Origin of the sequence: Streptomyces lincolnensis, from assembly GCF_021173675.1 — a bacterium.
In the GTDB taxonomy this organism is placed as follows: Bacteria; Actinomycetota; Actinomycetes; order Streptomycetales; family Streptomycetaceae; genus Streptomyces; species Streptomyces lincolnensis_B.
Genome location: NZ_JAIHON010000015.1, coordinates 127,441 through 153,274, shown reverse-complemented (window position 1 = coordinate 153,274; position 25,834 = coordinate 127,441). Strand labels below are relative to the sequence as shown.

At 71.6% G+C, this 25,834-nt stretch carries 21 protein-coding genes; 7 read left to right on the top strand and 14 right to left on the bottom strand.

Translation table 11 applies throughout. The annotated features are described in order from the left end of the window. Positions 1 to 398: 398 nt before the first annotated feature. On the top strand, positions 399 to 1,463 hold the full coding sequence (locus tag K4B79_RS37670; protein ID WP_232031908.1) for a C40 family peptidase: 1,065 nt from the start codon (positions 399 to 401) through the stop codon (positions 1,461 to 1,463). A 45-nt stretch (positions 1,464 to 1,508) separates the two neighbouring features. Here K4B79_RS37670 and K4B79_RS37665 read toward each other — a convergent pair whose 3' ends face one another. After that, entirely contained in the window at positions 1,509 to 2,228 is a 720-nt protein-coding gene (locus K4B79_RS37665) for a LuxR C-terminal-related transcriptional regulator (RefSeq protein ID WP_232031907.1), read from the bottom strand. Next, complete coding sequence (locus K4B79_RS37660; protein WP_232031906.1) at positions 2,228 to 3,553, bottom strand: ATP-binding protein; 1,326 nt, start codon at positions 3,551 to 3,553, stop codon at positions 2,228 to 2,230. The genes K4B79_RS37665 and K4B79_RS37660 overlap by 1 nt, the downstream gene beginning before the upstream one ends. Before the next feature lie 143 nt (positions 3,554 to 3,696). On the opposite strand from K4B79_RS37660, the gene K4B79_RS37655 reads away from it, so the two are divergent. Further along, positions 3,697 to 5,127 (top strand): PspC domain-containing protein, encoded by a 1,431-nt coding sequence (locus K4B79_RS37655; RefSeq protein WP_232031905.1) that lies wholly within the window; start codon positions 3,697 to 3,699, stop codon positions 5,125 to 5,127. Next, positions 5,114 to 5,359: a hypothetical protein gene (locus K4B79_RS37650; RefSeq protein ID WP_232031904.1), complete on the top strand. Its 246-nt coding sequence runs from the start codon at positions 5,114 to 5,116 to the stop codon at positions 5,357 to 5,359. Before K4B79_RS37655 ends, K4B79_RS37650 begins: the two co-directional genes overlap by 14 nt. On the opposite strand, the gene K4B79_RS37645 is transcribed toward K4B79_RS37650, so the two are convergent. Together K4B79_RS37645 and K4B79_RS37640 are read right to left on the bottom strand one after the other, a co-directional pair. Continuing rightward, entirely contained in the window at positions 5,356 to 5,889 is a 534-nt protein-coding gene (locus K4B79_RS37645; protein WP_232031903.1) for a DoxX family protein, read from the bottom strand. The two genes, K4B79_RS37650 and K4B79_RS37645, sit on opposite strands and share 4 nt — an antisense overlap. Positions 5,890 to 6,325: 436 nt before the next feature. Then, the gene (locus tag K4B79_RS37640; protein WP_374208561.1) at positions 6,326 to 7,633 is read right to left on the bottom strand and encodes a hypothetical protein; all 1,308 of its coding nucleotides are present in this window, start codon (positions 7,631 to 7,633) and stop codon (positions 6,326 to 6,328) included. Between the two features lie 176 nt (positions 7,634 to 7,809). Here K4B79_RS37640 and K4B79_RS37635 point away from each other — a divergent pair, with 176 nt between their 5' ends. Continuing rightward, entirely contained in the window at positions 7,810 to 8,721 is a 912-nt protein-coding gene (locus K4B79_RS37635; protein ID WP_232031902.1) for a DUF4429 domain-containing protein, read from the top strand. Positions 8,722 to 8,766: 45 nt separating this feature from the next. Here the strand turns inward: K4B79_RS37635 and K4B79_RS37630 are convergent, their stop codons facing one another. Further along, entirely contained in the window at positions 8,767 to 9,576 is an 810-nt protein-coding gene (locus K4B79_RS37630; RefSeq protein ID WP_232031901.1) for a class II aldolase/adducin family protein, read from the bottom strand. 153 nt (positions 9,577 to 9,729) lie between these two features. Between K4B79_RS37630 and K4B79_RS37625 the strand changes: the two genes are divergently transcribed. Next, complete coding sequence (locus K4B79_RS37625) at positions 9,730 to 10,197, top strand: pyridoxamine 5'-phosphate oxidase family protein (protein ID WP_232031900.1); 468 nt, start codon at positions 9,730 to 9,732, stop codon at positions 10,195 to 10,197. A gap of 33 nt (positions 10,198 to 10,230) precedes the next feature. Here the strand turns inward: K4B79_RS37625 and guaA are convergent, their stop codons facing one another. Further along, positions 10,231 to 11,808, bottom strand: a complete 1,578-nt coding sequence (gene guaA, locus K4B79_RS37620) for a glutamine-hydrolyzing GMP synthase (protein WP_232031899.1) — start codon at positions 11,806 to 11,808, stop codon at positions 10,231 to 10,233. A gap of 277 nt (positions 11,809 to 12,085) precedes the next feature. Between guaA and K4B79_RS37615 the strand changes: the two genes are divergently transcribed. Further along, positions 12,086 to 12,409, top strand: a complete 324-nt coding sequence (locus K4B79_RS37615; RefSeq protein ID WP_269464442.1) for a chorismate mutase — start codon at positions 12,086 to 12,088, stop codon at positions 12,407 to 12,409. Between the two features lie 464 nt (positions 12,410 to 12,873). On the opposite strand, the gene K4B79_RS37610 is transcribed toward K4B79_RS37615, so the two are convergent. Beyond that, the gene (locus K4B79_RS37610; protein ID WP_232031897.1) at positions 12,874 to 14,016 is read right to left on the bottom strand and encodes a hypothetical protein; all 1,143 of its coding nucleotides are present in this window, start codon (positions 14,014 to 14,016) and stop codon (positions 12,874 to 12,876) included. Positions 14,017 to 14,315: 299 nt separating this feature from the next. Next, positions 14,316 to 14,591 carry a hypothetical protein gene (locus tag K4B79_RS48405; RefSeq protein ID WP_308280581.1) on the bottom strand — a complete coding sequence of 92 codons (276 nt, stop codon included), beginning with the start codon at positions 14,589 to 14,591 and terminating at the stop codon, positions 14,316 to 14,318. Between K4B79_RS48405 and K4B79_RS37605 the strand changes: the two genes are divergently transcribed. Then, entirely contained in the window at positions 14,560 to 15,219 is a 660-nt protein-coding gene (locus K4B79_RS37605; protein WP_308280580.1) for an LAETG motif-containing sortase-dependent surface protein, read from the top strand. The two genes, K4B79_RS48405 and K4B79_RS37605, sit on opposite strands and share 32 nt — an antisense overlap. 105 nt (positions 15,220 to 15,324) lie before the next feature. Here K4B79_RS37605 and K4B79_RS37600 read toward each other — a convergent pair whose 3' ends face one another. From K4B79_RS37600 to K4B79_RS37575, 6 genes are all read right to left on the bottom strand, one after another. Then, positions 15,325 to 17,106: a GMC oxidoreductase gene (locus K4B79_RS37600; protein WP_232031895.1), complete on the bottom strand. Its 1,782-nt coding sequence runs from the start codon at positions 17,104 to 17,106 to the stop codon at positions 15,325 to 15,327. A 44-nt stretch (positions 17,107 to 17,150) separates the two neighbouring features. Next, on the bottom strand, positions 17,151 to 18,764 hold the full coding sequence (locus tag K4B79_RS37595) for a succinic semialdehyde dehydrogenase (RefSeq protein WP_232031894.1): 1,614 nt from the start codon (positions 18,762 to 18,764) through the stop codon (positions 17,151 to 17,153). A gap of 136 nt (positions 18,765 to 18,900) precedes the next feature. Then, the gene (locus tag K4B79_RS37590; protein ID WP_232031893.1) at positions 18,901 to 20,457 is read right to left on the bottom strand and encodes a serine/threonine-protein kinase; all 1,557 of its coding nucleotides are present in this window, start codon (positions 20,455 to 20,457) and stop codon (positions 18,901 to 18,903) included. A 32-nt stretch (positions 20,458 to 20,489) separates the two neighbouring features. After that, complete coding sequence (locus tag K4B79_RS37585) at positions 20,490 to 22,100, bottom strand: serine/threonine-protein kinase (RefSeq protein WP_232031892.1); 1,611 nt, start codon at positions 22,098 to 22,100, stop codon at positions 20,490 to 20,492. 100 nt (positions 22,101 to 22,200) lie between these two features. Continuing rightward, entirely contained in the window at positions 22,201 to 23,823 is a 1,623-nt protein-coding gene (locus tag K4B79_RS37580) for a serine/threonine-protein kinase (RefSeq protein WP_232031891.1), read from the bottom strand. A 95-nt stretch (positions 23,824 to 23,918) separates the two neighbouring features. Then, positions 23,919 to 25,709, bottom strand: a complete 1,791-nt coding sequence (locus tag K4B79_RS37575; RefSeq protein ID WP_232031890.1) for a serine/threonine-protein kinase — start codon at positions 25,707 to 25,709, stop codon at positions 23,919 to 23,921. Positions 25,710 to 25,834 lie beyond the last annotated feature (125 nt).

Genomic DNA, 25,834 nt, shown 5'->3' with positions numbered 1-25,834 from the left:
TTACCCGGATCTTGCATATATGCGGCCCATAGCAGCCCATGAGCCCCGTGCGTCCGGCATTGCGCACATCGGTCAACGCGCCGCGTGAAGCCGACGGCATCGATACGGGATCACGGTCGCAACCGGTCACCCGGTGGCCTCCTCACGGCACTTCCGCACAACGCGTTACCCCGCCGTCACCGTCAGGTTTAGCGTCCTCCACCAGGTGACCGGCTCCCCACCGCCGCCCGGGCCAGGGGCGGCAGTCGGCCACCTCCGCCGAGAAGGTCCGGCGGCGTCCCGCTCCCCCTGTGCGGGCCGCCGCCGGACGCGTGATCCGCCCACCGGGGCGGCCGTACGTCGCTTCCGCTTGGCGTCCGTACGGATGTGGCGGTCGTACGAAAGGACGTGCTCCCCAGTTGGCAGCGCACCGCAAGCCCCGACAACGTTCCACCGGCGGCAACACGGCCCGCACCGCGGCGACGATCGCCCTCGCGGGCGCGGCCACCGCCACGGGCTTCGACGGAACCGGCCACGCCGAGCCGAACCTGACGCCGACGCAGGTCAAGGCGAAGGTGGACAAGCTGTACCAGGAGGCGGAGGCCGCCACCGAGAAGTACAACGGCGCGAAGGAGAAGGCGAAGACGGCCGAGACCCGCCTGGCCACGCTCCAGGACGAGGCGGCGCGCAGGACCGAGAAGCTCAACTCGGCGCGGGAGGCCCTGGGTTCGATGGCCGCCGCGCAGTACCGCGACGGCGGTCTGGACCCCGCCCTGCACCTGGCGCTCTCCTCCGACCCCGACCGCTACCTGGACGGCGCCGAGTTCGTCGAGCGGGCCGGAACCCGGCAGGCCTCGTCCGTCGCGAGCGTGCGCAAACAGCTGCGGGAGATCGAGCAGTTGCGCGGGGCCGCGCACATCGAGCTGACCTCGCTGAAGTCCCGTCAGGCGGAACTGAGGAAGCACAGGACGACGATCACCGGCAAGCTGGACTCGGCACGCCGCCTGCTGTCCCGACTGACGGCCGAGGAACGCGCCCGGCTCACCGAGGGCGACACGGCCCGCGCCTCACGGGGGTCCGGTGACGCCCGGGACGCCCTGACGGCCCCCGCCTCGGCCACCACCCGGGCGCCCAACTCCCGTGCGGCGGCGGCCGTCTCCTACGCCTACTCCAAGCTCGGCAGCCCCTACGTCTGGGGCGCCACCGGCCCGGACGCCTTCGACTGCTCCGGCCTCATCCAGGCCGCCTACCGCTCCGCGGGCGTCTCCCTGCCCCGCACCACCTACGCCCAGATCGGCGCCGGACAGCGCGTCTCCCGCTCCGAACTGCTCCCCGGTGACCTGGTGTTCTTCTACTCCGGCATCAGCCATGTCGGCCTCTACGTGGGCAACGGCCGGATGGTCCACGCCCCGAACCCCTCGGCCCCGGTCCGCGTGGCCCCGATCAGCGAGATGCCGTTCGCGGGGGCGACCCGGGTGGTGTGACCGACCGGGCCGCCGGTGCCGGTACGACCGCCCGGGACGGGATGCTCACACCAGGCGCCGTGCCGTCGCCCACCGGGTCAGCTCGTGCCGGTTGGACAGCTGAAGCTTGCGCAGCACCGCCGAGACATGGGACTCGACCGTTTTCACGGAGATGAAGAGCTGCTTGGCGATCTCCTTGTAGGCATAGCCACGGGCGATGAGCCGCAGCACCTCCCTCTCCCGCTGGGTGAGGCGGTCGAGGTCCTCGTCGACGGGCGGGGCGTCCGTGGAGGCGAAGGCGTCCAGGACGAAGCCCGCGAGCCTCGGCGAGAAGACGGCATCGCCCTCCTGGACCCGGAAGATGGAGTTGATCAGGTCCGAGCCCGTGATCGTCTTGGTCACATAGCCCCGCGCGCCCCCGCGGATCACCCCGATCACGTCCTCCGCCGCGTCCGAGACGGACAGGGCGAGGAAGCGCACGGGCTGGTCGGCGTCGGCCATCAACGGGGCGCAGCGGCGCAGCACTTCGACACCGCCGCCGCCCGGCAGGTGGACGTCGAGGAGGACCACCTCGGGCCGGGTCGCGGTGATGACGGTGACCGCCTGGTCGACATCCGCCGCCTCGCCGACGACCTCGACGCCGGTCTGCTCGGTCTGGCCGATCTCGGCCTGGACTCCCGTACGGAACATGCGGTGGTCGTCGACGAGGACCACGCGCACATGCCGCTCGCCCGCGCCTCCGGTCGGCTCCACGGGCTCCGCGGTCCCCTCGGTCGGGTCGCTCATCACGTCTTCTCCGCCCTCTCCATCTCCAGCTCGACCTCCGTGCCGCCGTCCGGCACCGCGCGCAGCCGCGCCGTGCCCCCGTTGCGCTCCATGCGGCCGATGATCGATTGTCTGACGCCCATGCGGTCGGCGGGTATCGAGTCGAGGTCGAAGCCGGGGCCGCGGTCCCGGACGGACACGAAGACCGTCCTGCCCTCGACTTCGGCGTAGACCTGTACGGCGCCGCCCTCGCCACCGTACTTGGCGGCGTTCACCATCGCCTCGCGCGCGGCCTGCATCTGTGCGCCGATTCCGTCGTCGAGGGGGCAGTCGCCGACGACCACGACCTCTATGGGGACGCCGTGCTTGTCCTCGACCTCGGCGGCGTTGCGGCGCACCGCGTCGGCGAGGTGGGTGGGTTCGTCGGCCTCGTCCTTGCCGGTGCCCTCCGGTTTGTAGAGCCAGGTGCGCAGGTCGCGCTCCTGGGCGCGGGCGAGGCGGCGGACCTCGTTCGCGTTCTCCGCGTTGCGCTGTATCAGGGTCAGGGTGTGCAGCACCGAGTCGTGGACATGGGCGGCGACCTCCGCGCGCTCCTGGGCGCGGATGCGCATCAGGCGCTCCTCGGAGAGGTCCTGGGTCATGCGGACCAGGTAGGGACCGGCCAGGAGCGTTATCCCGACGAGGACCGCGAGGGCCGCCTGGAGGATCGAGCCGAGGTGGGCGGCCGAGCCCTGGAGCACGAAGATGCCGGAGACGCCCGCGGCGACCAGCAGGACACCGCCCACCGCGCGCAGCAGGGTGAGGGTCCGCCGCTGCCGGCCGGCCTCGACCCAGCGGGCCCGCCGGGCGTTGTCCGCCTGGCGCCAGACCAGGGCGACACCCGCGCCGACGAGGACGACGGGCCAGAGGTACGCCTTCGCGCCGTTGCCCAGGTTCACATTGCCGACGAAGACCATCGCCACGACGACCATGAGGAGCAGGGCCACGATCTGGCCCTTGTCCGGCTTGCGCGCGACGAGTCGGCGCCGGCCGTCCGCGGACGTCTCCGTGCTCACCAGGGACGGGGGCCGCTGACCGCCGACGCCGCCGACGCCGAGCGGTACGAAGAACCAGAACGCGGCATACAGCAGGGCACCGAGGCCGTCCGCCATGAACAGACCGACGAAGACCAGCCGCACCCAGATCACGGGCAGCCCGAGATGCCCGGCGAGCCCCCGCGCCACACCACCGAGCCAGCGTCCGTCACTGCTGCGGTAGAGCTTGCGCGGCGGCCGCGGTTCGACGAGTGGCGCTGCTGCGGCTTCCGGCATGCCACTGATGGTCACACGACCGGCGGACCCAGGCATCAGGGTCGGCCCCTGAGGCTCCCCTGATCTTCACCGGGCCGGTCCGTCGAACGCTCCCCGCACTCCGCCTCAGGGCGAATATCAGGGTCCGTCCAGGGTCGTTCCGACTGCCCTAGCCCCGCCGCGCCCGTCACCATGGACCCATGACAGATCACGAGCACGCCGCGACGGGTCCGGGACCCGGCTCCGGCCCGCGCCCCCGACCGGGCGCCGGGCCGCAGGATGCCGTGCCCGCCGCGGCTGCCGGGGCGGGTGCGGGGACGGAGGCGCCGGCCGCGCCCGGCGAGACGGACCTCGCCGAACTCCCCCGCAGGTTCCGGCGCGACCGCCGGCACAAGATGCTCGCCGGAGTGTGCGCGGGGCTCGGCCGGCAGTACGACATGGACCCGGTGATCTTCCGCATCACCCTCGCCGTGCTCTCCGCGACCGGCGGCATCGGCCTGATCTTCTACGGCTTCGTCTGGCTCTTCGTCCCGTACGACGACGAGGACGAGAACGAGGTGCGCAAGCTGTTCACCGGCCGCGTCGACGGCCAGGCCCTGACAGCGGTGCTGTTCGCGCTGGTCGGCTGCGGAGTCTTCCTGACCCTGCTGAACAACGGCGGGGTGATGACCTTCGCCGTCGTCCTCTCCGTGCTCCTCGCGGGCGCCGGCTACTGGTCGCGTCAGCGCGGCGCCCCCGACACCGACCCGCTGGCCGCCCAGGCCGTCGCCGACGCCCCGCCGGAGGCCCAGGCGCCGCCGGTTCCGACGGCCTATCCGTCCTGGTGGCGCGACCCCATCGTCAAGGACGGCACGCATGTCGGCGGCACCGGCTACCTGTGGGGCCCCCGGGACTCCCACGACCGGGACATCGCGGCGGCCGTCAACATCAGCCTCGGCACACCGTGGCAGGCCCGCCCGGACGCCCGCACCCCGTACACCCCGCGGCCCAAGCCCCGAGGCCCCCGCTGGATCGGCGGCTGGATCTTCCTCCTCGCCCTCCTCGCGGGCTTCCTCGGCACCCGCCTCACCTGGGACGACCACACCCTCGGCACCAGTCTCCAGACCGGCCTGGCCTGCGCGCTCATGGTCTTCGGCCTGGGCATAGCCGTCAGCGCGTTCCTGGGCCGCACAGGAGCGGGTTCGATCTTCCTGGCGATCGTCACCGCGGCCCTGCTGGCCGCCTCCGCGTCCCTCCCCGGGGACATCACCACCCACTGGGAACGCACGACCTGGCGTCCCGCCGCGACCACGGACATACGCCCGCACTACGAACTGGGCACAGGCGTCGCCACCCTGGACCTGACCCGGCTCGACCTGACCAAGAACCAGACGGTGACCACCCAGGCCGACGTCGGCATGGGCCGACTGCGGATCCTCGTCCCCCAGGACGCGACCGTGAAGCTGAGCATCAACGTGGGCGTGGGCGACATCCAACTCCCGGGCGACGACGAGAAGGACGTGGACGTGGCACCGGACAAGCGGCAGGAGGTGACCCTGCCCGCGACGACCGGCGGCAAGGACACCGCCACCCTCGACCTCGATCTCCGGGTCGGCATCGGACAGGCGGAGGTGACCCGTGCTACGTCATGAGTTCCAGCCCGGAAAGCTGGTCGCCGGCGCGTTCCTCACCCTCACGGGCGTCATCTACGCCGGTGACGCGGGCGGCCTCTGGGACACCCCGTGGTTCGCCGTCATCCCCCTGGTCGTGGCCGGCCTCTTCCTGGCGGGCACGGTCGGCACGATCACCGGCGTCATCCGCAGACGCCGAGGAAAGACCCGCCCCCTGACCGCACCCGAGGCGGACGCCCGCCCCAACGGCTAGTAGCCGTAGCCCCCCGCCCGCTGTCGTCGCCGCGACCGAAGCACCGCGTCCAGCGACCACACCGGCGCACCCGCGAGCACGAGAGGCAGCCACGCCATCAGATAGGCGAGATCATTGCCGTAGTAGTACGGCTCGGTGGCCCAGCTCACCGTCATCCACAGGCTGAGCGAGATCAACGCCCCGCCGAGCGCCGCCAACCGCGTGAACAGCCCGATCAGCGTGCCGATCCCCACGGCGAGCTCCCCGAAGGCGATGGCGTACCCGAAGCCCACGGGATTCTTCACCGCCAGATCGACCATGGCCGGGATCGCCGACGAATCCCGCACGGTCCGCATGAGATCACCGATCGATCCCGACCCGGAGTCCTTCATGAACGCACTGTCGGTCAGCTTGTCCAGCCCCGCGTAGATGAAGGTCACCCCGAGAAACACCCGCAGCGGAACGAGGGCGTACCGAACAGCCGTGTCCCGCCAGTCACCCCCACCCTCCACATAAGGGGAGTGCGAGTCCGTACGGATCCCGTGAGTCATCGCTCTAGCCGCCTCTCGCGCCGCGCCGTGACCCCCCAAAAGACGATACGCACGACAACGGAACCACGCTCACCTCATGCCGGACCAGTTTCGCTCCGAAGGGGGCGGTGAGGTCGTGGGGCGGCTGCGGGTGCATGGGGGCTGGTCGCGCCCACGCGGCGGAGCCGCACATCGATACAGCCCCGCGCCCCTGAGCGAGCTGTGGTCGCCCGGCGAGATGACGCACCGACTGCCGTGGGCGCCCCAGCCGCCCACGGCGGTGAGGGGACGGGGCGGGGGGTGTCCGCACGCAGCGGCCGGCGTCCGACACGCAGCACAGCCAAAAGCCACAGTTCCGCCGGACCGAGGACGGAGACCCCCCGCCCCGGCCCCGACCCACAACGCACCCGTAGGCGCTACGCGCACCCCCACCGGGGCCGCACAGCGCGCCGCAGGCCTACTCCGTCACCTCAATCGCGTACGCGTTCGTCTCCACGCCCGCCGCGGTGACCACCTGCACCTCCACCCTCCCCGGCTCCACATCCACCGGCACAGGCACAGTCAGCACCGCATCCGTCGGATTACGGAATCCCCCCGTCACCGGCACCAACGGCACCCGCACATTCACCGCCCCCACCCGCACCACCATCCGGGACAACCGATCCGCCCCGCCCGCCCCCGGCGGCACGAACCCGGCCCCCCGGATCTCCACGTCGTCACCGGTCCGGATGGGCCCGTCGAGATCCCCCGCCTCCCGGGCCCGCACCACGGAGAGGATCACCGGCCGCCCACCCTCCGCGTACTTCCCGGCGAGATACGTCCCCGCGGACACGAGCACCACCACCGCCAGCCCCCACGGCAGATCGGGCAACTGATCCGGCCGCCGAGCCAACCGCACCGCCGCGAACAGCACGGCGACCCCGCTGATCACGACGTACTGGATGTCGGAGAAGGCCCCCCGCCCGGAATCGTCCGTCAGGACATCCGCCGCCCGGGGCCGATCCGCCCGCACCTTCTGCAAGCGCTGCCCCAGCACTCGCACCCCCACCACCCGCCGCACCAGCACACCGATCCCGCACACCACGGCGAGGACGGTGACCACACCGGCCCCCCGCCCGAGTTCGAGCCCGGAGATCAGAGCATCCCGCTCACCGTGGGAGGACGCCGCGGCGAGCCGCCCCACCAGCACGAGCACGGCGTAGGCGAGGAACAGCACCCACACACCCGCGACGACCCTGGACGTCGACAGCCGGTTGTCCTCGCCGATCACGGGCGCCAGCGCACCACCCCGCGCCCGGTGGAACCACGACGCCGCGGTCAACGCCCCCGCCACCACGACGGCGGCCAGCAATCCGGCCGTCCGGGCCGAGGTCCACCCCGCCCCGATCGCGGTCAGGGCCTGCCCCAGGAGCAGCAGCACGACGGCCGCCCACACGACACACGCCGTCCGCCACCACAGCCGCCCCAACCAGGCCGCACCCTCCGCGCGCCCCCGCTCCGCGACGAGATCCGCGGACTGGGTGAGTTCCTCGGAGACCCACTGCCGGGAGGCGGACGCCGAGTGGGCGACGGCGGCGGGCAACCCCTGCCCGGCCGCGAACTCGTCCCGTTTGAGCAGGAATTCGGCCACCGCCCGCCGGTGTCCCGCACGGGCCCCGTGCGGACAGTCCCCACAGGCGCAACCACCCGCGTGCGCACTCCCCGCACTCCCCGCACTCCGCCGCGCTCCCGGCTCCAAGCCCTGCCCAGCCTCCTGCACAGCCACGCCCGACGCCCACCTTCCCCACAAGACCCACGACACTCACGACACCCACGACACAACGCAACGCCCCCACGATGACAGCGCATTGTGCCCTACAGCACACCGTCCGCGTCCGTCACGTCCGGTCAGCGGGAGGGAAGCACCGGCCGCCGTGTTGACCCGGCTGCGAGAATTTCCCCATGGCCGAGATCATCCAGCGCGACGGGACCTGGGCCTTCGACGGCAGCACGGTGCGGATCACACCGGGCCTGCACCGCTCCGTGCCGCTGTTCCGGCAGACGTACGGAGAGGTGGCCGTGCCCCTGGAGGCCATCGCGGGCATCGTCTTCGAGCCCGAACGCAAGCGCGGCCGACTGCGCATACGGCTGCGCGAGGGCGCCGACCCCCTTCTCCAGGCGACCGGGGGCCGGCTGCCGGACTCCGCGGACCCGTACCGGCTGTTGGTGGACCTCGACCGGGCGGGGGTCGCCGAGTACATCGCGGAGGAGATCCGCCACGCCCTCCTCCTGGACCAGATCCCCAAGGAACCCACCAAGGCGTTTCTCCTGCCCGGACCACCGGTCCCGGTCTCGGTGCGGTCCTCGGACGGCACGGTCTCCTTCGACGGCACACAGGTGCGGATCGACTGGTCCGACACCTCGGACCGGGTGAAGCGGGCCACGGGGCCGCGGATCGTCAACATCGGCGACCTCGTCGAGGTCGAGTGGCTGCCGAACTCCGGTTACGAGGACGGCTTCATGCGGTTCGTGACCCGCGAGACGGTGTTCTCCAAGCTGCCGCCGGAGAAGGACCCGTACGCCCTGGACCTGTGGGGCAGCGCCCGCCGCGACCTGCTCACGGCCCTCGTCGCCACCGCGGTCACGGCCCGCCTGCCGCACCCGTCGACACGTACCGCCGTCGAAGCGGGCGACGACCCCCCGGCCAGACACCTCACCCCCCGCCCCCGGCGCGCGCCGGCCGTACCGCCCCCGGCGGATCACCACGACGTACTCCTGCGCAGGCTGCGGGAGTTGGGAGAACTGCACCGCGACGGCGTACTCACCGACGAGGAGTTCGCGATGACAAAGGCAGCGGTACTCCGCGGTTTCTGAAGCAAGAACCGCATCGGAGCCGGCCCCAACTCATGGGAGCCGGCCCTAACTCAACAGATCCGGCTCACTCCGGCTGATGTCCTGCCACATCGGCTGGTAGTTGATCCACGCCACCAGATCCCCGCCCAACTGCTCGCGCGTCGCCACCGCCATCCGGTGGTCGATCAGTATCGGCCGCCCCGCGGCCTTCGCGGTGAGCTGCACCTGGCAGGACCGTTCCAGGGACAGGAACCACCAGGCCGCCGCGTCCACCGAGTCCCCGACGGTCAGCAACCCGTGATTGCGCAGGACGAGCGCCTTCCGGGTCCCCAGAGCCGCAGCGATACGCCGGCCCTCGTCGGCGTCGACGGCCACGCCGCTGTAGGCGTCGTAGAGGGCGTGGTCCTGGTAGAAGGCGCAGCTCTCCTGGGTGATGGGGTCGAGGAGGTCGCCGAGGGCGGACAGCGCCCGTCCGTGCACCGAGTGGCAGTGGGCGACGGCGACGACGTCGGGGCGGGCGGCGTGCACCTGCGAGTGCACGGTGAACGCGGCCTGGTTGACGTGGTAGCGCCCCTCGATCACCTGCCCGCCGGAGTTGGCGAGCACCAGGTCGCTCACGGTGACGTGTTTGAACGGCATCCCGAAGGGATTGACCCAGAAGCAGTCGCTGTACTCGGGGTCCCGTGCGGTGATGTGTCCGGAGACCCCGTCCTCGAAGCCGAGCCGTCCGAAGATCCGCAGCGCGCCCGCGAGCCGCTCCTTGCGGTGCCGGCGCTCGTCCTCGACCGACTCGTGCATGGGCGGCATCGCGAACCGCAACCGGTCGGTGGGCAGCGGCGCCGGCGGTGTGGGCCCGGCGTCGGGCGTCCCGTGCATGTGGTCCTCCGGCACTGGGGGGCTTTACGGGGCGGAAGTTACCGTCGGTCAGCGCGAGAGAACAGCGCTGGTTCGTAAAGATGGCCGACACGATCGGCGCCGGGCCTCGATACCCGACAGAAGGTGTCGGGTATCGGAGGAAAACTGGACTCCATGAACTGGGCAGATTTCTCCGCGGCGGAACCCGATCTCGCCAGGACCGTCGAAGATCGCTTCGGCGCCTTCACCCACCACACCCTCGCGACCCTCCGCAAGGACGGCTCCCCCCGCACCACAGGCCTGGAGGTGCGCTTCCTGAACGGCGAGCTCTGGCTCGGCATGATGCCGAACTCACTCAAGGCGCTCGACCTGCGCCGCGACCCGCGGTTCGCGCTGCAGGCGAATCCCGGCGAGGGGCAGACGATGGGCGGCGGCGACGTCCGGATCAGCGGCCGGGCGATCGAGGTGGACGACCCGGAGGTGAAGGCCGGATACACCGAAGAGGTGGAGCCGCCGGAGCCGCTCCACCTCTTCCGCACCGAGCTGACGGAGGTCGTACGGACCTACGTCGAGGACGACAAGTACCTCGTCGTCCAGGTCTGGAAGCCCGGAGAGCCGGTGCGCACGCTCAAACGGACCTGAGCCCCCAAAGGGCTCACCAGCCCCTCAAAGGGCTCACTCCCACTCGATGGTCCCCGGCGGCTTCGAGGTCACGTCGAGAACGACCCGGTTCACGTCCCGCACCTCGTTCGTGATCCGCGTGGAGATCTTCGCGAGCACGTCGTACGGCAGTCGCGACCAGTCGGCGGTCATCGCGTCCTCGCTCGACACCGGCCGCAGGACGATCGGGTGGCCGTAGGTCCGGCCGTCGCCCTGGACGCCGACGGACCTCACGTCGGCGAGCAGGACCACCGGGCACTGCCAGATGTCCCGGTCGAGGCCGGCCGCGGTCAGCTCCTCGCGGGCGATGGCGTCGGCCTCGCGGAGCAGGTCGAGGCGGTCCTTGGTGACCTCGCCGACGATCCGGATGCCGAGACCCGGGCCGGGGAAGGGCTGGCGCTGGACGATCTCGTCCGGCAGGCCGAGCTCCTGGCCGACCATCCGGACCTCGTCCTTGAAGAGCTTGCGCAGCGGCTCGATCAGCTGGAACTCGAGGTCCTCCGGCAGCCCGCCCACGTTGTGGTGGGACTTGATGTTGGCCGTGCCGGTACCGCCACCGGACTCGACCACGTCGGGGTACAGGGTCCCCTGGACGAGGAACTCGACCGCCGGACCCTCGTCCGCGATGATCTCCGCCTGCGCCTGCTCGAAGACCCGGATGAACTCCCGGCCGATGATCTTCCGCTTCTCCTCGGGGTCCGAGACGCCCTTGAGGGCGCTCAGGAAGCGCTCCTCGGCATCGACGACGACCAGCTTGACGCCGGTCGCGGCCACGAAGTCCTTCTCGACCTGCTCGGTCTCGCCCTTGCGCATCAGACCGTGGTCGACGTACACGCAGGTCAGCTGGTCGCCGATGGCGCGTGCGACGAGGGCCGCGGCCACCGCGGAGTCGACGCCGCCGGACAGACCGCAGATGGCCCGCTTGTCGCCGACCTGCTCGCGGATGGCCGCGACCTGCTCCTCGATGACGTTCCCCGTGGTCCACGACGGCGTGAGCCCCGCGCCCCGGTACAGGAAGTGCTCCAGGACCTGCTGGCCGTGCGTGGAGTGCATGACCTCGGGGTGGTACTGGACGCCGTAGAGCTTCTTGTCGTCGTTCTCGAAGGCGGCGACCGGGACGACGTCCGTGGAGGCCGTGACGGTGAAGCCCTCTGGGGCGGCGGAGCAGGCGTCGCCGTGGGACATCCAGACGGACTGCTCGTCGGGGGTGCCCTCGAAGAGGGTGGAGCCGGACTTCGAGACGTGCAGCGGGGTGCGGCCGTACTCGCGGGCGCCGGTGTTGTCGACCGTACCGCCGAGGGTCGTGGCCATCAGCTGGAAGCCGTAGCACATGCCGAAGACGGGGACGCCGGCCTCGAAGAGCTCGCGGTCCAGGCGCGGGGCGCCCTCCGCGTAGACCGAGGACGGGCCGCCGGAGAGGATGATCGCCGCCGGGTTCTTCGCGAGCATCTGAGCGACCGGCATGGTGCTCGGCACGATCTCGCTGTAGACCCGGGCCTCGCGGACACGGCGGGCGATGAGCTGGGCGTACTGCGCGCCGAAGTCGACGACCAGGACGGTGTCGGGGGCGGCGGCTGGGGTCGCTGATGACACGGGTTGCCTTCCGGCGGTGAGCGAGGTGAGTGTGGGGCCGAGTCTACCGGGCGCGGCGGGGCCGCCCGGTGGACGAGCCCCGTCTCAGGATGCGAACCGGGTTGGACGCCCCCGGAGGGCACGGCATACTGGCGCCATGCTCACGCACCCGGCCTACCTCTTTACCTATGGCAACCGGCCCACCGGCTGCCATGGTCGTGCTGCTTGAGCAACTGACGAGCGACTTCCCAGGCGCCCCGGGCCGACAAGGTCCGGGGCGCCTGTCGCTTTCCGGGTCCTGCCGCTCCGGGGCACCTCACCGACAGACCGAGGAGCCCCCATGACCGCCACCGACGTGACCGGCGCCCGCACCCCCGAGGCCGCCGACCTGATCTCCGGAGCCCGTGAACGCATCGACGCGCTCGACGACCGGATCATCGGGCTGATCCAGGAACGGATGGCCGTGTCCGCCGTCATCCAGGAGGCGCGGATCTCCTCCGGCGGCCGGCGCGTGAACCTCTCCCGCGAGATGGACGTCCTCACCCACTACAGCGAGGCGCTCGGGAAGCCGGGCACGTCCCTCGCCATGACCCTGCTCGAACTGTGCCGGGGTCGTATCTGAGTTCGGGCCCGCTCTCACCCGTACGGCGCGTGACCGTGCCGCGGAGAGCTTCGTTGGTGGGGGTGTCCGTGCCAGCCAGGGGCGGGCCCGACAGAACCACGCGTGGCTCGCGTGACCGGACGGCAGGGGACAGCAGCCCGGTCACCCAAGAGAACGGTCGGCTCCGGGGACGCCCGGGGCCGACCGGCGGAAGAGACAAAGAGAAGTACAAGGAGAAGTTCAAGAAGACGTACAAGACTGGGTCAGACGGTTGCGGAGCCCGCCACCATCCAGCACGATGCGTAGAAAGCCCTCCCAAGTCCCCCCGTGGACAACTGCATTGATTTTTACGGTCCTACTGCCAAAGGTCGAGACCAATCGCGCGGCGCAACCCCCCGGCGCCGCTCCCCAGGCACCGGCGCTGCCCTGACGTCGGTGCTGACCGAAGAAGGGCCCTGCGGGATGCGTCCCGCGGGGCCCTTCGTTCAGGTCCGGGACGCCGTCCCGCAGTCGCCGCCGGTGCCGATCTCGCGGCTGCGGTCGTAGGGGTCCCGCACCGGGCCGTTCCCCGGGCCGTCCGTGGCGGTGTCCGACGGGAACTCCGGGTGGAGATAGCCGTCGTGGACGTCACAGGACGTGTTGCCGACGTCCCGGTCGTAGCGCAGGACGTTCAGGCGGTTCGGGGTGGCCACGAAGCGGGCGGGGTCGAGGAGTTCGACGTCGATGGCGCGGCGCACGATGGTGCGCGCGACCTCGGTCCTGCCGTCGGCGGGGACGAGCGGGTAGACGAAGGTGTAGTCGGCGTGGACCGCCACCCCGCCCTGCTCACCCTTCTCGAACGTCATCCGGCCGCGCGTCTTGATCACCTCGCCGACGAGCCGTACGTCCTTGGGGTCGAAGCGGCTGAACAGGCGCAGCGGGTCGTCGGCGTCGCTGGGCGCACGCAGGGAGCGGTTCAGGTCGTCGAACAGCTTCGGCTGCTTGGGGTCGAGGACGGCGAAGGCGGCCTCGGGGCGTTCGCCGCGTACGGTCCTCGGGTCCAGGTTGGCCGCGACCAGCAGCTTCTTGGTCAGCCGGAGGGCGAGTTCGACGCGCTCCTTCGGCAGCCCGCCGACGGCCTTCGCCTCGGGCGGGACGATGCCGGCCGCGCCGTCGGCCCAGCGCAGCGCCGGGGAACCGGCGAACGGGGCGTCCAGGGTGGGGGTTTCGGGGTCGGTGGCGCCGGGGGGCGCGGTGGGGGCGGCGGTCTCCTCGCCCAGGGGCGAGGCCGTGACGTCCGGGCTGCCCGAACCGAAGGGATCGCCGGGCAGCAGGGACGGCTTCATCGCCACGATCGCCACCGCGACGGCGACGGGCAGGCCGATGAACGCCCACAGGCGGCGGCGCCTGGCCCGCCTGTCCTGCTCCGGCCGGACCGGCCCCGTGCGCCAGCCCTCGGGCAGCTCACCCCGCGCCTCTTGCTGCCGCAACCTCTCGGTCACCATGCGGGCGCGGGCGGAGGGCTCCTTCACGGCGGAGTCGCGGATGTTCCGCTCGGAGTCGCGGGCGAACTGTTCCCAGACCTCGTCGGGGATCTGTTCGGGGAGTTGGGGGGACGAGGACGGATCCTCGGGCGGCTTTTCAGACACGTCGCACAGTTCTAAGCGGTGGGAAAGCGCCTTCACAAGGAGATACGGAGATCCGTGTTGTGACTCAGGCCACATAAGAATCCTGTGAAGCCCCGCACAACCATTCACACCCTTCACGAATCAAACCCTGCGAACCAAGGGCCACTCCCGCGCCCCACACGCGGAGGCCTCCCCCAAGCGTGCCGCCGAACGGTGGCACACCGGATTCCCGAGGTCTTCATGAAGCTTCGTCGTGCCATGGTGGCAGCGGCCGCGACCACCGTCATAGCTCCGCTGACCCTGCTCGCGGCACCGGCCGCCTACGCGACCGACGACCCGTCGACCGCGTCGCCGAGCGTTTCCGCGACCGAGACGCCGGCCGACGACACCACGTCGCCGTCGCCGAGCACGTCCACCACCGAGAGCGCCCCCGCGACCACCACGCCGCCGGCGTCGTCCCCGCCGGCGAGTTCTCCCGCGCCGAGCACCTCGCCCACCGGGTCCGCTCCGGCGCCGACCACCTCCGCTCCCGAGCCGTCGGAGACGCCCGACCCCGAGCCGTCGGTGTGCGAGGACTCCAAGGTCGACGTCAGCATCGGCGGCCTGCCGGGCAAGATCGCGGCCGGCAGCGGCTGGCACAAGTTCTCGCTGAACGTCCTGAACTCCTCGGACTCCACGCTCACGGACCTCGACTTCTTCGCCGGGGCCTCCTCCGACGCGGACGGCGCCGACCTGTTCCTGAGCAAGCAGGTCCAGCTCCAGGCCTGGAACCCCGAGGACAAGATCTGGGAGGACCTCAACGAGGAGGGCTACGCGGTCGGCTACGTCGGTTACACCGACGAGCTCAAGCCCGACTACGAGGTCAACGTCCCGCTGCGCGTCAACGTCAAGGCCAACGCCCCCGTCGGCGCCGGCTTCTCGCTCGGCGCGACCATCTACGGCGACACCGACGGCGAGTGCACCGGCTTCGGTGACGTCTCGTACAAGTTCCAGATCGTGGCCGCCGGTACGGACACGGACGGCACCGAGCCGCAGGAAGGCGGCAAGGCTCCCGTGACCGACCAGAAGCCGGCCGGCAACACCCCCGAGGTCACCGGCAGCCTCGCCGAGACCGGTTCGAGCTCCGCGCTGCCGATGATCGGTCTCGTGGGTGGTGTCGCGGTCGTCGCCGGTGCCGGTGCCGTGTTCGTGGTGCGTCGTCGTAAGGCCGGGGTCGAGGCGTAAGTCGTCATGACCCGGGCCCGCTGAGGCTCATCGCACAACGGAGAAGGACCTGCGCTCGGAGGGGGGCGCAGGTCCTTCTCTTTGTTTACGGCGTTCCGCTCGCCGTCACTTCTTCGGCGGCACCGCCGGTATCCCCAGCAGCGGCAGCTTCAGCGCGCCGAAGGCGTCGGCCGGGACCGCCGGGGACTTGGGCTCGACGGGCTGGAGGCGGACGTAGGACCCGCCCTGGGCGGGGCGGGGGTCGGCCTCGCCCTTGTTGGGCCAGTAGGACATCGCGCGCTCGGCCTGGGCGGTGATGGTGAGGGACGGGTTCACGCCCAGGTTCGCGGAGACCGCGGCGCCGTCGACGACGGAGATGCCGGGATGGCCGTAGAGGCGGTGGTAGGGGTCGAGGACGCCGGTCTCGCGGGAGGCGCCGATGGGGCAGCCGCCGAGGAAGTGGGCGGTGAGGGGGGTGCCCATGAGCTCGCCGACGTTCGAGCCGGCGAAGCCGTTGATCTCGGCGGCGATGGCGGACGCGCCCTCCGAGGCCGCCTTGATCTGCTTGGGGTTGGGGGAGCCGTGGCCCTGGCGGGCGGTGAGCAGGCCCTTGCCGACGCCGTCGGGTTTCAGGTACGTCGTCAGGGAGTTGTCCAGCGACTGCATGACCAGGCCGATGATGGTCCGCTCCGACCAGCGGCGGTTGGACAGGGAGCGCAGGACCTGGAGCGGGTGGCGGGCGGCGTTGCCGAGCCAGGCCAGCGTCCTCGACGAGCCCTCCACGTACGGCACCTGGAGGATCGACAGGCCGCCCATCGAGTTGGAGCCCTTGCCGTAACGGACCGGCTCGATGTGGGTGTTGGCGTCGGGGTGGATGGACGAGGTGATGGCGACGCCCTGCGTGAAGTCGACCTTCTTCTCCCCCGTCACCTTGCGGTAGCGCCGGTTGTCCGTCTGGGCGCCGACCAGCGCCTCCGAGTTGGTACGGGTGAGTTCGCCCAACCGGTCGGAGAGATACGGGAGTTGGCCGCCCGCCTTCATGCGGTGCAGCAGGGTCTGGGTGCCGTAGGTGCCGGCGGCGAGGACGACTCTGCGGGCCTTGAAGGTGCGGCCCGCGCCCTTCTTGTTCCTGCGGTCGGTCGGCAGGGTGGCGATCGCGTAGCCGCCCTGTGAGTCGTCGGTGACCGAGACGACCGTCGTCAGGGGGTGGACGACCGCGCCCGCCTTCTCGGCGAGGTAGAGGTAGTTCTCGTTGAGGGTGTTCTTCGCGCCGTGCCGGCAGCCGGTCATGCACTCGCCGCACTCGTTGCAGGCCCGCCGGGCGGGACCCGCGCCGCCGAAGTACGGGTCGGGCACCTGCTCGCCCGGTTTCGCCTTCGCACTGCCGTCGGCGTCGTCGCCGTCCCCGAAGAACACGCCGACCGGGGCCATGTGGAAGGTGTCGCCCACGCCCATCCGCTCGGCCGCCGCCTTCAGGTGGACGTCCGAGGGGGTCATCGTCGGGTTGAGCCGTACGCCGAGCATCCGCCGCGCCTGGTCGTAGTACGGCTTCAGCTCCTCCTGCCAGTCGGTGATGTCACGCCACTGCGGGTCCTCGAAGAATGGCTTCGGCGGTACGTAGAGGGTGTTGGCGTAGTTGAGCGAGCCGCCGCCCACGCCCGCGCCGGCCAGGACCATGACGTTGCCGAGCAGGTGGATGCGCTGGATGCCGAACATGCCCAGCTTGGGCGCCCAGAGGTAGTTCTTCAGGTCCCAGGAGTTCTTCGGGAGGGACTCGCGGGTGAAGCGGCGGCCGGCCTCCAGGACGCCTACGGTGTAGCCCTTCTCCGTGAGGCGGAGGGCGGTGACGGAACCACCGAAGCCTGATCCGACGACGATGACGTCGTAGTCGTAGGTGTCCTGGGGCACGTGCTCTCCTCGTTGAGAACGGGTGTCGTCCAAACGGGTGTCGTCTAGCGGAAGCGGAACGCCTTCATCAGGCGGAGGCTGCGGCTCATGAACTGGGCGTACTTCTCGTCGTCCATGCCGAGCGAGGGGGCCATGGGCAGCAGGCGCTGCTGGGCGACCGTCTGGGCCTCGGTGTACTTGAGGATGCCCTCGGAGCCGTGGCGGCGGCCGAGGCCGGAGTCCTTCATGCCGCCCATGGGCGACTGGACGCTGCCGTAGGCGGGCGCGTAGCCCTCGTTGACGTTGACCGTGCCGGTGCGCAGGCGGGAGGCGACCTCGCGGCCGCGGCGGGCGTCCTTGGTCCAGACGGAGGAGTTCAGGCCGTACGCCGTGGAGTTGGCGGCCTCGACGGCCTCGTCGTCGGACGAGAAGCGGTAGATGGAGACGACCGGGCCGAAGGTCTCCTCGCCGCAGACGGCCATCGGGGCCTCGACGCCCTCCAGGATCGTCGGCTCGAAGAAGTACGGGCCGATGTCGGGGCGGGCGACGCCGCCGGCGACGACCGTCGCGCCCTTGGCGACGGCCTCCTCGACGTGCCGGGTGACGGTCTCCAGCTGGCGTTCGCCGACCAGCGAGCCCATGTCGGCGCCGTAGGCCAGGGAGGTGCCCAGGCGCATGGCCTTGGTGCGGGCGGCGAAGCGCTCGACGAAGGCGTCGGCGATCGACTCGTGGACGTACAACCGCTCGATGGAGATGCAGAGTTGGCCCGCGGAGGAGAAGCAGGCGCGGACGGCGCCGGCGGCGGCCTTCTCGATGTCGGCGTCGTCCAGGACCAGCATGGCGTTCTTGCCGCCGAGTTCGAGGGAGACGCCGATCAGCCGGGCGGCGGCGCCCTGCGCGACCTCGCGGCCGGTGCGGGTGGAGCCGGTGAAGGAGACGTAGTCGGCGTGCTTGACGACCTCGGGGCCGACGACGGGGCCGTCGCCGATGACGACCTGGAAGACGTCGGCGGGCAGCCCGGCCTCGATGAGCAGGTCGCGCGCCCACAGGGCGGTCAGGCAGGTCTCCGTGTCGGGCTTCATCACGACGGCGTTGCCCGCGACGAAGGCGGGGAGCGCGTCGCCGACCGACAGTTCCAGCGGGTAGTTCCAGGGAGCGATCTGGCCGACCACGCCCCGCGGGTGGCGCAGTTCGGTCACCTTGGTGAGCGTGGGCATGGCGCCCGCGTGCCGCTTCGGCTTGAGGTAGGCGCCGGCCCGGCGGCCGTAGTGGCGGGCCGCGACGGCGACCGCCTGGACCTCCTCGTGGGCGTGCAGGCGCGCCTTGCCGGTCTCCAGCTGGACCAGGTCGAGGACCTCGGCCTGGCGTTCGAGGAGCAGGTCGTGGAAGCGCAGGAGCACGGCGGCGCGCTGCCGTACCGGCGTCCGCGCCCAGACGTCCTGGGCCTTGCGGGCCGCCTCGAACGCCTTCAGTACGTCCTCGGGCGTCGACTCGGGCAGGTCCGCCAGCCTCTCGCCGGTGAACGGCGTGTGGTTGGCCGTCCGGCCGGAGCCGGTCACCCCCTTGGTGAGCTGGGCTATCAGCTCCGGGGTCACCACGTCGGCGGCGGTACGGGCGCCCGCCGGGGCGGGGGCGAGAGGGTTCGTGCCGGTCTGGGCCGGGGCCTGCGCGTCCGTCATGAGCCGCAGGGTATGCCCGCGCGGAGGCTTTGGGTACCCGTCAGTAACGCGGATTCACCGAGTACGCACACGACGCCAGCGATCACTGGCAAGGATACGCTGATCAGGGCGTTGTGTGACGACGATCACCCTCCTCTTACTTTTCCCCGATCTCCAGCCGGTCCCGGGCGCCCTCGAAGAGCGCGGTGCCCTTCTTCTCGTCCGGGGTTCCCCTGGGCATGGTGACGGCGAGTTCGTACATACGGTCGGGGTCGGCGCGGACGAGCAGGCGCAGCACGTGGGTCGGGGCGCCCGGGGCGTCGTAGGTCAGATCGGTGAGCAAGGCCTCGCGGCCGTGGAGGGTGGTGGAGGTGAAGACCCTGACGGTGGGCTCGCGGCCCGCCGTGGCGCCTTTGTTCTCCTGGGCCCGCGCCTGGTCCATGAGGGAGCTCGATGTCCTGTCCCACTCGGTGAATCGGACCGAGATCGCGCGGTTGTCGCTGTAGAGGGCCTGTTGGGGGTCGGCGTCCGCGTCACTGGTCTTGTCCGGCTCGAACTGCGGAGGCAGGCTCAGCCGGGCGTCCATACCCCGCACACGGTGGGCCACCCACTCGTTCCCACTCCCGCTCTTCTCCGCTGCCGTGGGGTGCGTCCCGTCGGCGAAGGACGTCCCGAGCCAGATGCCTCCGGCGAGCAGGGCGCCGAGGAGGGCCGCGGATATTCGGCTGAGGGTGCGGTGGCGGGGAGGAGCCGCGGACTGGGCCGGTGTCTCGGGGGCGGGGGGCGGAGGTACGGCGGCCTCTGCGCCCGCCTCTGCCTCTGGTTCCGGTTCCGGTTCGGCGTCGTGCTCCGGCTCCGGCTCGGGTTCGGGCTCTCCCGCCACCCCCGCCAGTACCCGGGCGACCTCCTCCGCGTCCGGCCTCCGCTCGGGATCCTTGGCCAGCAGTCCCTGGATCAGCGGTCCCAGTCCCCCGGCCTCGTCCCTCAGCGGGGGCGGGTCCTCGGTGAGGATCGCGGCGAGGGTGGCCTCCGGCGTCGTACGGCCGAAGGGGGAGCGGCCGTCGACGGCGGTGTGGAGCAGGGCGCCCAGGGACCACAGGTCGGAGGCGGGTCCGGCGATCGCGCCGGACATGCGCTCGGGGGCGACGAAGTCGAGGGTTCCGGCGGGCTTGCCGCCCTCCGGGTGGGCTTCCTCGCCGTGCACGTGGGCGAGGCCGAAGTCGGTGAGGACGACACGGCGGTCCGGGCCGAGCAGGACGTTGGCCGGCTTCACGTCCCGGTGCACGATCCCGACGGAGTGCGCGGCGCGCAGGGCGCCGAGGACGGCGAGGCCGATACGGGCGGCCTCGACGGGCGGCACCGGGCCGCGTCCGAGCACCTCGTGGAGCGACTCGCCGCGGATCAACTCCATGACGATCCAGGGCAGTCCGTCCTCCTCCTCCACGACGACGTCGTGGATGGAGACGGCGGCGGGATGCCCGACCCGCGCGACGGCCCGCGCCTCGTGCTGCAGCCGGTGAACGGCCCGCCGGTACTCCTCGTCCTCCGGATCACCCGGCAACCCCGGCTGCTTGACGGCGACTTCGCGCTCCGCGACCTCGTCACGCGCCCGCCAGACGGTGTCCGTCCCCCCGGCCCCCACCCGCTCGACCAAGCGGTAACGCCCGCCGAGCAGAAGGCCCTTGGGGTCTGTGTCGCCCCCGTCGTAACTCATGTCCCATCAGTACCCTGCGGGACGGGTTCTTGTCAGCTCTCCTTGATCTCCCAGTTCGCGATGGCCGTCTTCGCGATCTCCCGCCCCTGTTCCGTGAAGTAGCCCTTGCCCGGGTAGTCGACCCAGATGCGGCACATGTCGCCGTTGGTGGCGCGGTAGTAGAAGAGCTGGGACTCGCGCGGGCGCGGGTTCTCCGAGTCCGTGGTGCTGTAGACGAGGGTGTTCGTGGCGGCGTCCCGGCCCTGGTACTTGGCCTCCCGCGGATCGCCGGTGGGGGCGGGCTCGGTGCCGATGTCGAAGGTGTACTCGCCGTCCTTGAGGGTCTCCCAGTCGGCGAAGGCCTTGGCCAGGGCGGTGGCGGGGATCTCCTTGGCCGTGTCGTCCTTCTTGATGTCGCGGTCGACGTGGATCCGGATCATCCCGCTCGGATCGCTGAAGGCCGCGTCGGTGCCGTCCGTGGTGTCGGGGTCCAGCTTCTCCTGCTTGAACGCGGCCGGCGCGGCGACGCTCATCCCGATCCTCGCGTCGAGGTCGTGCTTCTTCCAGCCGTCCGGCAGCGGGCCCGCGAACGGGTCGGCGACCAGCAGGTACCCGACCGCCGCTGCCGCGACGACCGCCGCGCCGAGGCCGAGGAGGCTCTTGCGGCCGAGTCGCAGGCCCTTCGGCGGGGCCGTGACGTGCTGGACGACCTGGGTGGGGGCGGGGGCCGGCGGGTTCGCGGTGTGTTCCAGGAGGGCTCGGACCTGGGCCGCATTCGGACGGCGGGCCGGGTCCTTCTGCAGGAGGCCGTTGATGGCCTCGGCGAGGGGCCCGGTCGCCGCGGCGGGCGGGGCGGGGGTGGCGTTGAGGACGGACTGGAGGGTGGCCGGGGTGTTGCTGCGGCGGAACGGGGAGACGCCCTCCGTCACCGCGTACAGGACGACCCCGAGCGACCACAGGTCGGAGGCGGGGCCGGGCCGCTGGCCGAGCACCCGCTCCGGCGCGATGTACTCGGGTGAGCCGACGAAGCCGCCGGTGTCGGTCAGGTTCGTCTCGCCCTCGATCTGCGCGATGCCGAAGTCGGTGAGGACGACCCGGTCGTGGCGGCCGAGGAGCACGTTGTCCGGCTTGACGTCACGGTGCAGGATGCCGGCCGCGTGCGCGGCCTCGAGGGCGCCCAGCACGTCGAGGCCGATTCTCGCCGCCTCTCTCGCCGCGAGGGTGCCCTCCTGGAGCGCGGCGCCCAGGGAACGGCCCTGTACCAGCTCCATCACGATCCACGGCTGGCCGTCGACGACCGCCACATCATGGACATTCACGACAGCGGGGTGGTCGAGCCGGGCCGCGGCGCGCGCCTCGCGACGCATCCGCTCGAAGGCATTGGCACGTTCGCGTTCGGGAAGATGGTCCGGTACGCGGGGCTCCTTGACGGCGACCTCGCGGTCCACGGTCTCATCCTTGGCCCGCCAGACCGTCCCCATGCCGCCGTGCCCGAGCTTGGCGAGCAGCCGGTAGCGGCCCGCGATGAGGCGTCCGATGCCGGGCTCCTGGGGCGTGGTTGCCTGCGGGGCCACCTGGGTGGGAACCCCGTTCGGGTTTGGTGGTTGCAGAACAAAACTCGTCGTCTCGTCGGGCTCGTGGCCGACGCCCCCGTTGCTGCTCATGGCTCCATCCATATCGCGCCATGCGCCTCCGCAGCCACAGGGAACGTGAACCGGTCACAGAGCCGTGACTCGGATCGTCACGTACGCGCCCTTTGTGCGGCTAGGTGCTCGTGTCCACGAACGTGTCGACCGCCACGTCGAAGTACTCCCGCGCCTCCCGCACCTTCCCGACCGGCGCCGACACCCACACGTCGTACAGCCGGCCGTCCGCCTCCCAGCACAGGTCGTAGGTGTGCCGGGGGCCCTCCGCCGCGGTGAAGCCGTCCCAGGTGAACTCCCAGAGGGCGGCGGGATGTCCGCGGTGCCGGGTCGCGGTGATCCGGTCGTCGCGGTAACCGGGGTTGCTGGTGGCCCCCTCGGCGGCCGAGCGGCGCAGCGCCCCGAGCGGGCCGCCCTGTTCGGCTCCGGCGTCGGTGACCTTGACGCCGAGCCGGAAGGTCCGTCCCCGGGACGTGTAGAAGACCCGCTCCCCCTGCGCCTCGCGGGTGAAGCCGTCCGGTACGGCGAGCGCGAAGCCGGCCGGGTCCTCGGCGAGACGGTAGCCGGACGGGGCGGACGGCAGGGATCCGGAGGGAGCCGGGGTCTCCTCGCGCGAGGGGCTCACCGGAGGACTGGGCGAACCCGGCGCCGAACTCGTCGGCGCGACGCCCGGAGTACCGTCCCGGTCCATCAGCAGCGCCGCCGCGGACACCCCCGCACCCGCCATCGCGGCGACCAGCAGCGCGCTCACCAGCACACCTCGCGTGGAACGCCCCGTGGCACGCCCCGCCGGCGGCCGCCCGGACAGGTCGGCCCGCGTCGGCGTGTACCCCGGCTGTGCGTATCCCTCCGGCGCGTACCCCTCCGGCACGTGGTCCTCCGGCGGATTCGGCGTGCGGCCCGTCTCCCGGAACGCCCGCAGCATCCGCTCGGCCCGTGCCGCGTCGAGGCGCCGCTCCGGATCCCGTTCGAGGAGTCCCCGTACGACGGGGAGGATCGGCCCGGCCTGCGCGGGCGGCCGTATCTCCGCGGAGACCACCGCGTGCAGGATGCCGCCCAATGAGTCGCGCCGGAACGGTGATTCGCCGCTGAGCGCGGTGCACAGCAGCGCCCCCAGCGACCACAGGTCGGAGGCCGGACCGGTCCTGGACCCGGACATCCGCTCGGGGGCGGTGTACTCGGGCGAGCCGACGAAGGACCCGGTCTCGGTGAGGGTGGTGGCGCCCGAGACCTGGGCGATGCCGAAGTCGGTGAGGACGACCCGGCCGGCGCCGCCCCCGTCACCGCTCTCCTCCATCAGGACGTTCGCCGGTTTGATGTCCCGGTGCAGCACCCCCGCCGCGTGGGCCGCCCGAAGCGCCCCCAGCAGGGCGATGCCGATCCGGGCAGCCTCGGCGGCGTCGACCGGGCCGTGCGCGGCGATCCGGTCGGCGAGGGAGCCGCCCTCGATCAACTCCATGACGATGTAAGGGCGTTCGTCGTGCTCGACGATGTCGTGGACGACGATGATGTGCGGGTGGCGCAGCTGGGCGACCGCGCGCGCCTCGCGCAGGGTGCGGTCCCGCCGCCGTCGGGCCTCGTCCGCGGAGAGGGTCTCGTCGAGGGGGAGTTCCTTGACGGCGACCTGCCGTCCGAGCAGCCGGTCGGTCGCCCGCCAGACCACTCCCATGCCGCCGCGGCCGAGGCGCGCCTCCAGCCGGTAACGGCCCGCGATCACACGGACGTTCGCCCCCTCGGTCCCCATGCGCCTCATCATGCCGCACCGGACGGACCCCCTCCGGGGCGGCGACCGGCCAAAACGGCACGGCCACCGGGCCGTTCAGGCCGTTCGCGCCGCCGTCAGGAGGAGGTCTTCTCCTGCCAGCCCTGGAGAACCGCCTTGAACTGCTTGGCCGTCGTGCCCCAGCTCTTGGCCGGCGCCGACATGTAGATCGCGTACTCGGTGCCCTCCCGGGACATGTACGTCTCCTCGACGGCCCGGCGCGGCCCGGGGAACTTCGTGTCCTTGGGCAGCGCGGTCCAGGTGTACTCCCACCGGGCGCTGCTGCGGTCCCGGTAGGTGTTCCGCTCCAGGCTCACCCGCTCGTAGCCGCGCAGCCGCAGGAGCTGCTGCTCCAGATCGATCTGGTGGGCGTACGGGTCGCTGAAGTCCGGTGAGGTGTCGACGGCGATACGGACGAAGTGCTTGCCGCCGTCGGGCGAGTAGTCGATCTGCGAGAGGTCGCCCTCGATGCCGAAGACCGACCGCTTCCAGCCCTTGGGCAGGTAGAGCGTGAAGCCGAGAGGATCGTCGTAGCGCACCCAGGTGGCCGGAACGGTCCCGTCCTCGGCGCTCTGCGTGCTGCTTCCGCCCGTCTCCGTGGGGGTGGGCGCGGCGGCCGCGGGGGTCCCGCGCCCCTCGTCCCACTTCTGGAACGCTACGGCCGTACCGCCGCCGACGATCGCCGCCAGGACGACCACGAGCACGAGCGACCGCAGCCGTCGGCGCTTCGGCGGCGCCTCGACGGCGCCGGTGTGCGCCCCCGCCCGGCCGATCGTCGTCGCCGCGGTCCCCGGCGGATACGGCACACCACCCGACGGACTCGACGGATAGGACGTGCCCCCGCTCGGATACGACGTACCGCTCCCCGGATACGGCGTTCCCCCGCTCGCGTACGGCGTCGGGCTCGACGGATACGGCGTCCCGCCCCCCGTCTCCGAGCCGGTACGGGCCTCCGGCTCACCGTGACCGCCGTGGCCGCCCTGGTTGCCGTAGCCGCCCTGACCACCGTGGCCGATGTGCCGCGTCGTGACGTACGCCTGGGCCGCGCTCGACCGCCGGCCCTCGGCCGCCTCGGCGAGCATCTGCTCGGCGGCGGCCGCGTCGGGCCGCACGGCGGGGTCCTTGTGCAGCAGCGCGGCGATGACGGGTGCGAGCGCGCCGCCGTTGCGCAGCTCGGCGGGTTCCTCGTCGACGACGGCCTGCATGGTGGTCAGCGGTGTCGTACGGCGGAACGGCGATCTGCCCTCGACGGCCGTGTAGAGGGTGGCGCCCAGCGCCCACAGGTCGGAGGACGGACCCGGGTCGTGGCCGCGGATCCGCTCGGGGGCGAGGTAGTCGACCGAGCCGACGACCTCGCCGGTGCGGGTGATGGTCGTGTCGCCCTCGATCTGGGCGATGCCGAAGTCGGTGAGCAGGACGCGGCCGTCCCGGCCGAGGAGGACGTTGCCGGGCTTGACGTCGCGGTGCAGCACTCCGGCGGTGTGCGCGGCACGCAGGGCCCGCAGTACCCACATCCCGATGCGGGCGGCCTCCCGCGCCTCGACCCGGCCCTGTTCCTTGACCGCGTCGGCCAGCGAGTGGCCCTCGACCAGTTCCATCACGATCCACGGTCGGCCGTCGTGGTCGAGCACGTCGTGCACGGTGACGACGGCGGAGTGGTTGATCCGGGCGGCGGCACGCGCCTCGGCCCGGGTGCGGGCGAGGAGGACGGCCTGATCGCTCTCGGAGACGTAGAGCGCGGCGGTCAGTTCCTTGATCGCGACGGCCCGGTGCAGCACCTCGTCGTGGGCACGCCACACCCGCCCCATGCCGCCCTTGCCGATCGGGTCGGCGAGCCGGTAACGGCCCGCGAGGAGCTGGCCCTGCATCTGATTCACGTTGCCCCGCAATGCTCTTGACGGAGTCAGCCTAAGGACCGGCGGTCACCTAAAGGAACCTTGGGGGCGTCAAGGAGACCTCACTGTGACGGTTGTCGCTTTCGGGAACGCGAGTG

Excerpts from the sequence above, each read along its gene's own strand:
- K4B79_RS37665 (WP_232031907.1), bottom strand. The coding sequence starts at position 2,228 with ATGAGCGACCCGACCGAGGGGACCGCGGAGCCCGTGGAGCCGACCGGA.
- K4B79_RS37660 (WP_232031906.1), bottom strand. The coding sequence starts at position 3,553 with ATGCCTGGGTCCGCCGGTCGTGTGACCATCAGTGGCATGCCGGAAGCC.
- K4B79_RS37655 (WP_232031905.1), top strand. The coding sequence starts at position 3,697 with ATGACAGATCACGAGCACGCCGCGACGGGTCCGGGACCCGGCTCCGGC.
- K4B79_RS37645 (WP_232031903.1), bottom strand. The coding sequence starts at position 5,889 with ATGACTCACGGGATCCGTACGGACTCGCACTCCCCTTATGTGGAGGGT.
- K4B79_RS37635 (WP_232031902.1), top strand. The coding sequence starts at position 7,810 with ATGGCCGAGATCATCCAGCGCGACGGGACCTGGGCCTTCGACGGCAGC.
- K4B79_RS37630 (WP_232031901.1), bottom strand. The coding sequence starts at position 9,576 with ATGCACGGGACGCCCGACGCCGGGCCCACACCGCCGGCGCCGCTGCCC.
- K4B79_RS37625 (WP_232031900.1), top strand. The coding sequence starts at position 9,730 with ATGAACTGGGCAGATTTCTCCGCGGCGGAACCCGATCTCGCCAGGACC.
- K4B79_RS48405 (WP_308280581.1), bottom strand. The coding sequence starts at position 14,591 with ATGCTGACGTCGACCTTGGAGTCCTCGCACACCGACGGCTCGGGGTCG.
- K4B79_RS37595 (WP_232031894.1), bottom strand. The coding sequence starts at position 18,764 with ATGACGGACGCGCAGGCCCCGGCCCAGACCGGCACGAACCCTCTCGCC.
- K4B79_RS37590 (WP_232031893.1), bottom strand. The coding sequence starts at position 20,457 with ATGAGTTACGACGGGGGCGACACAGACCCCAAGGGCCTTCTGCTCGGC.
- K4B79_RS37585 (WP_232031892.1), bottom strand. The coding sequence starts at position 22,100 with ATGAGCAGCAACGGGGGCGTCGGCCACGAGCCCGACGAGACGACGAGT.
- K4B79_RS37580 (WP_232031891.1), bottom strand. The coding sequence starts at position 23,823 with ATGGGGACCGAGGGGGCGAACGTCCGTGTGATCGCGGGCCGTTACCGG.
- K4B79_RS37575 (WP_232031890.1), bottom strand. The coding sequence starts at position 25,709 with ATGCAGGGCCAGCTCCTCGCGGGCCGTTACCGGCTCGCCGACCCGATC.